Origin of the sequence: Mangrovibacillus cuniculi (assembly GCF_015482585.1) — a bacterium.
GTDB classification, from domain to species: domain Bacteria; phylum Bacillota; class Bacilli; order Bacillales; family R1DC41; genus Mangrovibacillus; species Mangrovibacillus cuniculi.
Genome location: NZ_CP049742.1, coordinates 682,144 through 693,667 on the forward strand (window position 1 = coordinate 682,144; position 11,524 = coordinate 693,667).

At 36.9% G+C, this 11,524-nt stretch carries 16 protein-coding genes; 10 read left to right on the forward strand and 6 right to left on the reverse strand.

Annotated features, from left to right (window positions below; genetic code table 11):
* Positions 1–207: 207 nt before the first annotated feature.
* The 4 genes from G8O30_RS03480 to G8O30_RS03495 form a co-directional block, all read right to left on the reverse strand.
* The gene (locus G8O30_RS03480) at positions 208–1,038 is read right to left on the reverse strand and encodes a ClpXP adapter SpxH family protein (protein WP_239673603.1); all 831 of its coding nucleotides are present in this window, start codon (positions 1,036–1,038) and stop codon (positions 208–210) included.
* Positions 1,028–1,417, reverse strand: coding sequence for a globin domain-containing protein (locus tag G8O30_RS03485; RefSeq protein WP_239673604.1), 390 nt, complete (start codon positions 1,415–1,417; stop codon positions 1,028–1,030). Before G8O30_RS03485 ends, G8O30_RS03480 begins: the two co-directional genes overlap by 11 nt.
* A gap of 349 nt (positions 1,418–1,766) precedes the next feature.
* Positions 1,767–2,387, reverse strand: coding sequence for a lytic transglycosylase domain-containing protein (locus G8O30_RS16085; protein WP_275576516.1), 621 nt, complete (start codon positions 2,385–2,387; stop codon positions 1,767–1,769).
* A 31-nt stretch (positions 2,388–2,418) separates the two neighbouring features.
* A complete protein-coding gene (locus tag G8O30_RS03495) occupies positions 2,419–3,000 on the reverse strand; it encodes a CYTH domain-containing protein (RefSeq protein ID WP_239673605.1) in 582 nt (193 codons plus the stop codon).
* Between the two features lie 126 nt (positions 3,001–3,126).
* Between G8O30_RS03495 and G8O30_RS03500 the strand changes: the two genes are divergently transcribed.
* The 4 genes from G8O30_RS03500 to G8O30_RS03515 are packed head-to-tail and all read left to right on the forward strand — an operon-like array spanning position 3,127 to position 5,943.
* Complete coding sequence (locus tag G8O30_RS03500) at positions 3,127–3,495, forward strand: UPF0738 family protein (protein ID WP_239673606.1); 369 nt, start codon at positions 3,127–3,129, stop codon at positions 3,493–3,495.
* 26 nt (positions 3,496–3,521) lie between these two features.
* Positions 3,522–4,142 carry a GTP diphosphokinase gene (gene yjbM / locus G8O30_RS03505; protein WP_239673607.1) on the forward strand — a complete coding sequence of 207 codons (621 nt, stop codon included), beginning with the start codon at positions 3,522–3,524 and terminating at the stop codon, positions 4,140–4,142.
* Positions 4,143–4,179: 37 nt separating this feature from the next.
* On the forward strand, positions 4,180–4,974 hold the full coding sequence (locus tag G8O30_RS03510; RefSeq protein WP_239673608.1) for an NAD kinase: 795 nt from the start codon (positions 4,180–4,182) through the stop codon (positions 4,972–4,974).
* A gap of 60 nt (positions 4,975–5,034) precedes the next feature.
* Entirely contained in the window at positions 5,035–5,943 is a 909-nt protein-coding gene (locus G8O30_RS03515; protein WP_239673609.1) for an RluA family pseudouridine synthase, read from the forward strand.
* Here G8O30_RS03515 and prpE read toward each other — a convergent pair whose 3' ends face one another.
* Complete coding sequence (gene prpE / locus G8O30_RS03520) at positions 5,944–6,675, reverse strand: bis(5'-nucleosyl)-tetraphosphatase PrpE (RefSeq protein WP_239673610.1); 732 nt, start codon at positions 6,673–6,675, stop codon at positions 5,944–5,946. It abuts the gene before it with no gap.
* Positions 6,676–6,808: 133 nt separating this feature from the next.
* Here prpE and mgtE point away from each other — a divergent pair, with 133 nt between their 5' ends.
* From mgtE to G8O30_RS03540, 5 genes are all read left to right on the forward strand, one after another.
* The gene (gene mgtE / locus G8O30_RS03525; RefSeq protein ID WP_239673611.1) at positions 6,809–8,170 is read left to right on the forward strand and encodes a magnesium transporter; all 1,362 of its coding nucleotides are present in this window, start codon (positions 6,809–6,811) and stop codon (positions 8,168–8,170) included.
* 103 nt (positions 8,171–8,273) lie between these two features.
* Positions 8,274–8,492, forward strand: a complete 219-nt coding sequence (locus G8O30_RS16090) for a DinB family protein (RefSeq protein ID WP_275576517.1) — start codon at positions 8,274–8,276, stop codon at positions 8,490–8,492.
* Positions 8,489–8,752, forward strand: coding sequence for a DinB family protein (locus G8O30_RS16095; RefSeq protein WP_275576518.1), 264 nt, complete (start codon positions 8,489–8,491; stop codon positions 8,750–8,752). The genes G8O30_RS16090 and G8O30_RS16095 overlap by 4 nt, the downstream gene beginning before the upstream one ends.
* 85 nt (positions 8,753–8,837) lie before the next feature.
* A complete protein-coding gene (gene fabI, locus G8O30_RS03535) occupies positions 8,838–9,620 on the forward strand; it encodes an enoyl-ACP reductase FabI (protein WP_239673612.1) in 783 nt (260 codons plus the stop codon).
* Positions 9,621–9,909: 289 nt separating this feature from the next.
* On the forward strand, positions 9,910–10,326 hold the full coding sequence (locus tag G8O30_RS03540) for a CotO family spore coat protein (RefSeq protein WP_239673613.1): 417 nt from the start codon (positions 9,910–9,912) through the stop codon (positions 10,324–10,326).
* A 45-nt stretch (positions 10,327–10,371) separates the two neighbouring features.
* Here the strand turns inward: G8O30_RS03540 and G8O30_RS03545 are convergent, their stop codons facing one another.
* A complete protein-coding gene (locus G8O30_RS03545) occupies positions 10,372–10,842 on the reverse strand; it encodes a CotY/CotZ family spore coat protein (protein WP_239673614.1) in 471 nt (156 codons plus the stop codon).
* Between the two features lie 134 nt (positions 10,843–10,976).
* Here G8O30_RS03545 and G8O30_RS03550 point away from each other — a divergent pair, with 134 nt between their 5' ends.
* Positions 10,977–11,324, forward strand: a complete 348-nt coding sequence (locus tag G8O30_RS03550; RefSeq protein WP_239673615.1) for a DUF1360 domain-containing protein — start codon at positions 10,977–10,979, stop codon at positions 11,322–11,324.
* The last annotated feature ends 200 nt before the right edge of the window (positions 11,325–11,524 follow it).

Genomic DNA, 11,524 nt, shown 5'->3' on the forward strand with positions numbered 1-11,524 from the left:
CCATCCCCTTTGTTCGTAAAGAGAAAAGACACCGTGGTTCCCCTGCGGTGTCTTTTCATATTTCCCCGTTGTGAGTAGCTTTAACCCTCTTGTTGCGACGAGAAGTTCTTTTTCTAACAGAGTATTATTATCATCGAAAGAATTTTTTCTTTTACACCATATAGGATTTTGCAATGATATAACCAACTTTCAAAATGAAAGCGATTACTATTCAATAAACTGCCAGAATGTGCCGTATTTCACATGGAGCGGATTTACCCGTTGTTGGAAGTGTAATTTCTTTAATTCTTTTGTAGCTTTCTCCCTCGACCAGTTAAAAACTGTGGCTACCTCATTAGTACCAACGAATTGATAGGCCTTCAAAAAGTCTAATAAATTAGGCAAAGATTTTTTGGTTAGAGTTTGTCCAGCTAATTCTTGCAAAATCTCTACATAGATTTCATATTCATATAAGCCACTAATCTTTAATCCCTCATCTTCAATATTCTCATTAAAAAATACCAAAGTAGGGCTTTCTGTTACTTCCATTTCAGAAGTTATCTTCATGTCGCATTGAAAAGCTTTTTTTGCACTGGGAGAGTTTATGTCTTCTGCGAAAACAGGTACGTCCAAACCAACTTTTTTTGCACAGTTCTCAAGTACAGATTGGTTAGAGATATCTTGTTTTTCTAAAAATAATTCTTCTTGGATCTTACGTAAAAATTTTGCTCCCAGTCTTTTACCTTGTAACTCAGCTGCTTTAATTGCTAGAGATACTAGGGAGGGAGATTTAAGGGAATGTTCTAACCATAGATCCCCGTCACAACTCATTCCAGTTCTTGAAGCGGTTCTCTCCCAATGGTTTGCAAGGTGTTGAGGATTTTGCAAATTAGCATTCAAATTAATTAGGCTACTACTAAGTACCTTTCGTAATGTGAAGTAATCTCCATACTCTAACACCAACTTTTTCATTGTTGGTTCTAATGCCCAACATTCTGGACAAAGTGGATCAATGAAAAGATATATTTCTAGTCCCGTTACTTGCTTATCACTCATCATTTACATCACCTTCTTCAGGCGTATTAACCATATGTCTAGCAGTCAAGGCAAGTCTAGCAAAGCACTCTTCACGGATATCTAATGGAAAGTCAATAACATCCATCGCTTTTTCCATACACTTTAACCACGCTGTTGCAAGCTTTGGTGTAATAGGATGTGGAAGATGCCTTGCACGGAGCATAGGATGACCGTGCTCATTCGTATATAAAGAGGGACCGCCAAAATATTGGGTTAAAAATTGGGTCTGTTTTCTTTTCGTTTCACCCATATCATCAGGAAATAGCGGCGCCAGATTTACGTCATCTTTGACAAAATCATAAAATGTATCTACTAATTCTATTAGTTTTTCTTCGCCGATACGTTCATATGGTGTCAACATTTATTGGTTCATATAGGCGCTCCTTTAATACTAAATGGAAAATGATTGGTATGTTTCTTCACTATATTGTAACAATAGGGACTATTGAACTCAAACAATGTGACTTTATTTTGTATAGATAATGAAATTATGATGTACTAGTGGTTGTAATTGTGAGGCATAGAGGAGAAGTCGCTGTTAATTGGAGAGAAACCAGCGGCAAGTCGGAGAAGCCGCAGGAATTCGGAGAAAAAAGCAACGGCAAGTAGGAGAAGCCGCAGGAATCCGAAAAGAAACCAGCGGCAACTCCAAAAAGCCGCCAAAAATACAGAAAAAGCTGAGACACAGCATCTCAGCTTTTCCGCACTAATCAAGCATAGTAAGTAGCAGTTACCTTTTTAACATAATTAGTCGTTTCTTTAAACGGAGGAATCCCATTGTATTTATCTACATTTCCAGGCCCAGCATTGTAAGCTGCCAAGGCGAGTTCAATGTTTTGGCCAAATTTATCTAGCATTTGTCTAAGGTACTTGGTACCACCCATGATATTTTGCTCTGCATTAAATATATCTGTCACACCCAAGTACTTTGCCGTTGCAGGCATAAGTTGCATGTAGCCACTAGCTCCTGCAGAACTTACAGCATCTTTTCTAAAACCGGATTCTTGCTTAATCACCGCTTCTATAAGGCGAACAGGTACATTGTATTTCTGTGATGCAGCATGAATAATTTCTTTTACATCCTCAGGGGCATTCGTGCCGCTCGGAGAAACGGTTCCTACAGTTGGGGTAGGAAGAAACGATTGCTGAAGAAACAGGGAGTTATTTTGTTGCATGAAATTTGCTACACTGCCTAGTTGATTTTCTAAAGTTGTTGCTAAAACAGTGGAAAATGGACTCTCTACGAAGGAAGTAGAGGAACTATTCAATTGTTGAAGCTGTCTAATGGCTTGCAATTGACCCAATGCCTGAAGGGAAGCGGGTGTAGTCATGAACTAGATCACCTTTTTCTTTATTTTTCACTTATAGAGTGGGGAATTTCTTTTTAAAAAATCTCTTTACCTTTGTATCGGTTGGAGTTTGGATAATATTAAACTGTTTTAATAAGTTTTCAAATACTTCTTTACCTCTTTGGTAATCGGAAGCCTCGTATTCCAACTCGTAATCTGTTTCACCTAGGTAGTTGCTTTTGTCAAAGAACAGTACTCCATCTTGGAATGGGATGTATGCTCTTTCTGTTGAAAGGGTTCCGAAGTGATAAAGATCATTTAAAGTAACATGGAATTCACTTAATGCCCCTATCATTTCAACAGTAGGTGTGAATTGTTGGTTAAAAACACTCTCCGCGTCCTCTTTAGACAACGTTTGGTGTGTTTCTTCCACAGCATTTTCTTTTGGCACTTTTAATGTGAGCGTGAATGTCTCTGCTTTTTCACGAATACGAACGGAGCATTTCTTCTCTTTTAACAAAAACTCTTTCGTATCTAAGTAATGATTATGTTGTTCCACAAATGTATCTTGGTCTATAGTAAAATGATTCACTAATTCTTGGAATTGTTTATCTGTGACAAGTTGTTTAAATTCGATTTCTACTTCCTTTACCATAGGAACCTCCTGAGATGTAGTATCTTGTCCATTATGAATGAATTGGATAATTTGTTCAATGCTTAGAACTTACTATTATTGTGTGGTAGAATGATGATGGATTGAATGAGGAAGGGGCAACACATAATGAGAAAAACACTTACACTTAAAAATAGTACTTGGGAAGAAAATAATTTACTTTTTGCTGTGGAAGGTGATGTTTCCATTGAAACGTTAACACCTACAGGACAAATGATCGTTGACTCTGATCAAGCAGCTTTTGTCTACTTAGCTGAAAATGAAGATGAATATATCTATCTATACATATATGAAAATGAATGGACAAATTTAAAAGAGGCATTGGACAAACAAGCTCGTGTCTACGCAATGCAAGGAGATAGTGAATTAGGTCTAGCAAGTATTACAGAGGAATTAGAATACCTTGTGCAAAACATTGAAGGTAACAGTAATTATGGAGAGGAACTTGTCACGAAAGTCGAATCCATTTTCTTGTAGTAGATTTTGTAACGAGGTGAAATGCATTGAAGGTTTGGGAGTTATTTTTAGCACCATATAAACAAGCGGTAGATGAATTAAAAGTGAAATTTAAAGGAATGCGAGCACAATTTGAGTTAGATGGGGGACACTCTCCGATTGAATTTGTAACAGGAAGAGTGAAGCCGACAGCTAGTATTATTGATAAAGCTCAACGAAAAGCAATTCCATTAGACAAGTTAGAAGCGGAAATGCAAGACATTGCTGGAGTGCGCATCATGTGTCAATTCGTGGAAGATATAATGTCCATGGTTGATTTAATTCGAGCTCGTAAAGATTTCACCATCATAGAAGAGAGGGACTATATTTCTTCTAAAAAAGAGAGTGGATATCGTTCGTATCACATGGTTATCGATTACCCAGTTCAAACCATTAATGGGGAAAAACATATTCTTGTTGAGATTCAGATTCGTACACTAGCAATGAATTTTTGGGCAACTATTGAACATTCGTTAAATTATAAATACAAAGGGCAGTTTCCAGAAGATATGCGAAAAAGACTGGAACGTGCAGCGGAGGCAGCTTTCCAACTTGATGAAGAGATGAGCGAAATTCGTGAGGAGATTCAAGAAGCTCAAGCTATCTTTACGAAGAAAAAAGAAGAGTAATGGGTTTTCATTCTAAGTTCACTAGGAGATGGTGAAAATGAAATTTGCTGTAACGTCTAAGGGAGATCCAAAATCGAATACATTGACGCACAAAATAAAAACATATTTGCAAGACTTTGATTTAAAATATGATGAAGATACTCCTGATATTGTTATTTCAGTAGGGGGAGATGGAACACTACTATATGCGTTTCATCGATATAGTTCCAGATTAGATAAGACTGCTTTTATTGGTGTGCATACTGGTCATCTTGGTTTTTATGCGGATTGGGTACCAGAAGAAATAGAAAAGATGATCATTGCTATTGCAAAAACTCCTTATCAAATTATTGAATACCCTCTTTTGGAGGTTATGGTTCGATATCAGCATGGCGGCAGAGAATCAAGGTATTTAGCATTGAATGAAGCGACTGTGAAATCAGTAGATGGAACGTTAGTGATGGATGTTGATATGAGAGGACAGCATTTTGAACGTTTTAGAGGAGATGGATTATGTGTGTCTACTCCTTCAGGAAGTACGGCATACAATAAAGCATTAGGTGGAGCAATTATTCACCCTTCTATTCCAGCCATTCAGGTGGCGGAAATGGCATCTATTAATAATCGTGTTTTCCGAACAATCGGTTCTCCACTAATTTTACCAGCCCATCATACATGTACATTAAAGCCGGTTAATAGACCCGATTTTCAACTTACAATTGATCACCTCTCGCTATTGCATAAAGATGTAAAATCGATTCAATTCCGAGTAGCAGATGAAAAGATTCGTTTTGCTAGATTTAAACCATTTCCATTTTGGAAGAGAGTGCAGTACTCCTTTATTAAGGATTAAAAGACCAATCAGAAAAACTTTATCATCTCAACATAGATTGACGAGTGGAGTGGTAGTCTAATGAAATTACAACGTTACGAGGAATCTTATCGTGTTCATAAAGACGAAGGAGGAATTCTCTTAAGGGAATTCCTTTTTTTACGTGGGATTACAAGGAGAGCTCTTACTTCTATAAAGTTTGGAGGTGGCTTAATTGAAGTGAATGGGCATGAAGTGAATGTTAGGGAAGTGGTTCGTGAAGGTGATCAAGTGCGTGTTATGTTTCCACCGGAAAACCGAGGTAAAACACTAATTGGGGAAAACATCCCTTTACGGATACTTTACGAAGACGAATATGTCTTAGTTATAAATAAAGGACCTGGGATGAATACGATACCTTCAAGAGAACACCCCACGGGGAGTCTTGCGCAAGCATTAATTTATTATTATGAAAGTGTAGGTTTACCTTCTACCGTTCATGTTGTGACGAGACTTGATAGAGATACTTCAGGAGCCGTCCTCATCGCAAAATATAGCCCTGTTCATGAAAAATTAAGTCTCCAACAAAAAGAGAAGAAAGTGAAGCGAACATATGAAGCGATTGTTCATGGGAAGGTGGAACCGCTAGAAGGAACCTATACAGCTCCAATTGGAAGAAAAGATGATAGTATTATTGAACGAACAGTAAGAGAAGATGGTCAAACAGCCATTACGCATTATAACGTTAAAAGGTATACAACTTTTTTTTCTCACATACACGTTCAATTAGAGACGGGAAGAACGCACCAAATTCGCGTTCACTTTTCCCATGCGGGTTACCCTTTAGTGGGGGACACACTTTATGGAGGAGCTAAAAACGACTTAAATCGTCAGGCTTTACACTGTGTGAGTGTGGAGTGGTTGGATATCAAGTCGGGTGAAGTAAAGAAAGTAGTGTGTGAATTAGAAGATGATTTGAAGAAATTTGTGGAAGAAAAGTTCCGTCCATAATTAAATAGGACGGAATTTTTCCTCAACATATGGCATGGTAGAAGGGACGGATAAGGTACTCATTTCTGGGTATCTTATTGCAGTGAGTTTGTTACCAAATATGCAGCCAGTGTCTATATTTACAGTGTTATTGACGAATCTAGGGGTTTTAACAGGAGTGTGCCCATATACAATCCATGTATCTCCTGTGTGTTCTTTTGCCCAATCTCTTCTAACTGGAAAACCATCTTCATGTGTTTCTCCTGTAATATCTCCATATAAAACAAACGTTTTTACCTTCTTATCTGTTCTACCTATATAAGCATCTTTCATTCCTGCATGGGCAATTACTAACTTAGCATTATCTAAGACGGCATATAATGGACTGTTTTCATATAACCAAATAAATTGCTCTTTTGCTTTTTCTTGTTGTTTAGCTGATAACCGTTCATATTCCGCAACCGTTGTTTCTAATCCATGTTTTTGCTGCACATTCCTACCTATTAGAAAACGATAATATTTATCACAATGATTGCCAGGGACGTAAATAGATTTTTGGGTTTTTACTAACTCATAAACAATATCAACTACTTTAAGTGAATTAGGGCCACGATCGGTCAAGTCACCTACAAAACCAAGTGTTCTGTCTTTATGTATGGGTAATCCGCTTGACCAGTCATAGTCTAAGGCAACAGTTAATTCTTTGAATTCCTGCAAACATCCATGAATATCACCAATAATATCAATTTTCATGTTAATCTCCTTTTTCCATAGTGTTTATCTTTCAATAGAAATTATGTGTAATTGATTACTTCCAGTTGCAAGATGGTTATCCTAAGATTAAAATAATGTACGGTAATTAGACAACAGAAGGGAGTGAGTTGTCGTGACAGAAGATAAAAATACATTTAACCAAGAATTATTATTTGAGCTACTAGAGAAGAAAGAATATGAAAAGTTCAGACTAGAGTTTCTAGATCTTCACTCGTATGATCAGGCAACCTTTTTCTTATCCTTAGAAGAAGAACAGCGTGTGACCTTATATCATTTTCTCTCTCCAGAGGAAATGGCAACAGTATTTGAAAACGTAGAACAACCTGAGGATAATTATCAAGACGTGATGGCTGAAATGACACCAGAGTATGCTGCATCTATGTTAGCAAATATGTATGTCGATGATGCTGTAGACGTTTTAAATGAATTAGATAAAGACCAAGTTGCAAGTTATTTAACTATCATGGACAAAGAGTCTGCGACGGAGATTAAAGAGTTATTACATTATGAAGAGTATACTGCTGGTAGTATCATGACTACTGAATTTATAGCGATCTCTTCTAATCAAACCGTTAAGTCTGCAATGGCCATTCTAAAAAGAGAAGCTCCTGATGCGGAGACGATTTATTATATTTATGTGGTGGATGAGGTTGAACGTTTAGTAGGTGTTATTTCCTTACGTGACCTAATCATTAGTGATGATGATACGATGATTGCAGAAGTTATGTCAGATAGAGTAGTTTCTGTTTCTGTAGGAGAAGATCAGGAAGAAGTAGCAAGAAAAATGAGAGACTATAACTTTTTAGCAATGCCTGTAGTTGATTTCCAAGATCATCTTCTTGGAATCATTACCGTTGATGATATTGTTGACGTAATTGACGAAGAAGCATCTGACGACTACTCCAAATTAGCGGGTGTCTCTGATGTTGACACGCTAGATTACAATCCAATAACCTCTGCGAAAAAACGTTTACCTTGGCTTATCATCCTTTTATTCCTAGGTATGATGACAGCTAGTTTAATTGGTCGATTTGAATCGACATTAGACCAGGTACCAGTATTGGCAGCATTTATCCCTTTGATTGCTGGGATGGCTGGAAATACGGGAACGCAAGCATTAGCGGTTGCAGTTAGAGGTATTGCCAAAGGGGAAATGGCACAACAATCTATTATAAAAATATTAGGTCGAGAACTCGGCACGGGGCTTATTACAGGTTCTAGTTCTGGGATCGTAGCTACTATCATGATTTACTTATGGAAAGGCGATTTCTATGTCGCGTTGTTAGTAGGATTTTCAATTTTCATCTCTCTAATCATTGCAACACTTGCTGGAGCAGTTATCCCGTTATTAATGCATAAAGTTAAAATCGACCCAGCTGTTGCATCTGGTCCATTTATCACAACGATTAATGATATTATCTCCACTCTAATCTATTTTGGTTTTGCTACATTATTTTTAAGTTATTTTTTATAAACATTTGTTACAAGAGCTATTAACTGATATTACAAGTTAATAGCTTTTCTTCTTGTTAATGAGAAATTATGTTAACCTTAAAGAAAAACATGGAGGCTTAGCGATGAATAATTCTTTAAGCAATGTTAGAGATACACTTATACAACTAATCATCCCTTTAACGTATGAGCAACTTAACTGGAAACCAACTCAATCTAATTGGTCTGTTGCTCAAGTTGTTCTTCATGTCGCGGAAGCGGAAGCAAGATTTTTAAAATTGGTGGAAACAGCTGTTCAAGAAAAAAATTCGGAAGTGCAGCAAAAGTGGATTTTTCTAAAATGAAAGATCGTACGATGAAAATGGTAGCTCCTATCGAACCTTCAGAAGATGAAATGAGTTTAGATGCTTGTATAGAAGCGTTAAATGATTCACGAACAAATACACTTCAAGTTCTATTGCATACACCTGATCTAGAGAAGTATGTCCTTCACCATCATCGGTTTGGTGATATGACTGCGAATCAAATCTTTGAACTGATGGTAGAACATGAATTAAGACATGTAGAGCAGATAAAAGAACTAGTAGATGGAATGCCAAAATAAATATAGTTCTTTTCAAAATAAGTTTCTTCCTGTAGAATTATGACTAGGTACTAATAACAAGTTATATATGGGGAGGCTTATAACCATGTCATTATCTGTTGAAGGACAAACATTTATTGTAATGGGTGTTGCAAACAAAAGAAGTATTGCGTGGGGGATTGCTCGTTCTCTACATGATGCAGGAGCAAAATTAGTTTTTACATATGCAGGAGATCGAATGGAAAAGAGTGTTCGTGAATTAGCGGAATCCCTGGAAGGTCAAAATGCGGACTATGTATTCCCTTGTGATATTACAAACGATGAAGAGATCAATGAAGCATTTACTACGATTAAAAATAAAGTTGGGCAAGTAAACGGAATTGCTCATTGTATTGCGTTTGCAAGGAAAGAAGAGCTTAACGGCGACTATATCTCCACTACACGTGATGGTTTTTTATTAGCTCATAACATTAGTTCTTATTCTTTAACTGCCGTTGTGAAAGTCGCTAAGGAATTAGAATTATTCACAGAAAATGCAAGCGTCGTAACATTAACGTATCTTGGTGGAGAAAAAGTTATTGAAAACTACAATGTCATGGGTGTTGCAAAAGCATCCTTAGAAGCAAGTGTTAAATACCTTGCCAATGACATGGGTAAATACGGCGTGCGAGTGAATTCCATTTCAGCTGGTCCAATTAGAACTCTGTCTGCAAAAGGTGTAAGTGATTTTAATTCAATCTTAAAAGAGATTGAAGAAAGCGCACCATTAAGAAGAATTACTACGCAAGAAGAAGTGGGAGATGCAGCTGTGTTCTTATTTAGTTCGATGGCTAGAGGAATTACAGGGGAGAACTTACATGTTGACTCCGGTTACCATGTGAAAGCATGATGTTAATTTAATATTCTAGCAAAGAAGGTGAATTTGATACAAATTCACCTTCTTTGCGTTTAATTAAAAATAAAAAAACTCGCTACCATAGTAACGAGGCAAGAAAAAACTGGGGGTCAATAACTTACGAATGGAAAACAAAACGATCTTACTCGTCATGTTTCGATACTCTTCAACAATAACATCTCTTCTTTAAGCCTATGTTAATGAAATGTAAAAGTTATGTGAGAAGTCACTGTAAACGAAAATTCGCCATAAGCATATACATAAAAGTAGGGAGGTGTGCAGTATGCAAAAACCATTTATATTATCTAACAAACAGGAGCCATTGAAGGCATCTATGCAACAATTATACTCTTCTAAAGAAGTGCGTGCACTGGTAGTAGAGGACTTAACAGAACCTAAGAGTGATGAAGCAAGCACGATTGTTGACCATGTTGAACAGAAAGATAACAACATAGGATTTGGATTGAAGAGACTAAAACCTTTTAAAGAAATGAGTACGAAGGAAAGATTAGACTACTTAGAAACTTTTATTGGTAAAAAGGTTCCATTTCCATGTGAATTTTATACGGATGAAAGAGTGGCAAAAGGGATCATAGAGAGTGTGGATAGTGACAACATCTATGTAAAAGAATTCGACAATTTATTAGTGAAATTAAAGAAAAGAGAAGTAACTGCCGTTAAGATTATCGGTTTCGTTTAAGGAACAAGAAGCAAGTCGGTATAAAACCGACTTGCTACTCCTTTTTTAGTTGCAAACATCTGGTAAGAAAACATCAGCGATACATTGGATAGCACAGAAGCAAGCTAGATCTACAGTGATACAAGTGTCCGTTGATACGAATTTCTCGCGTCCACGACCGCTTTCTTCATTGTCTTCGCATTTTGATACTTTTTCAAGAACACGTAATGTTGCACAGCAACCATCAAATACATCTTCTACACGGAAATACTTAGATTTTTCGTACCCGTCACAATGATTGTCTACCAAAGCTTTGAATAGTTCGCCTTCTTTGTTGTAAAGGACAAATACACGAGTATTAGGGTTGTTGCGGTCTCTTGCTCCTCCTACGCGTCCTTTTCCAAGATCTCCAAGTGGCTCTAAGAAACAACTAGTTTCACAATCGCGACAGTTATCTACAGCATTGTCTTGAAGGTCTTTAATGAAACGTACTACTTCACATACGCAGTTTTTACCTTTGTGGTCGTAACAAGACATAATAATTTTCCTCCTTGTAGGAATTAATAGGTTATTTACACTTATAACATATTGCAAAAAGGTAGTAATGGACTCGGACAATAGCCCTTTGTTTTGCAAAATGGACTAATGTCCTACAATTAAAGGAGGATATTATGGATTGGTTAGATTTTGTTATTCTTGCGTTTGCATCTTTTCGAATTACGCATCTTTTCGTTTATGACAAAATTATGGAATGGTTTAGGGCTCCTTTTTTTGATGAAGTAAAGATTATCGAGGATCATGGAAAAGAAGAAACATATATAATCCCGAAGAAAAATGGAATAAAAGGATTTATCGGTGAGTTGCTTCATTGTTATTGGTGTACTGGTGTTTGGAGTGCAGCTATTTGCTATGGAATATATGTTTATGTACCTCTGATAGGAATACCCTTACTTACTATCTTTGCAGTAGCTGGTATTGCAGCAATAGCTGAAACAATTGTCCAAAGATGGAGTGAATAGACACTAGTGGAGGCAATCTTTTTAATTACACATATCGTATTAGAGAGATAAGAAAGGAGAGATAGTATGAAAAAATCTACAGCTTCTCCAACCAAAGCAACTACTTCATCTACTCCTAAGAAAAAGGGTTGCGGTTGCGGTAAGCCAAAACCAAAGAATAGTAACTAAAAAACGCCAGAATGTGGGCGTTTTTTTTTTGT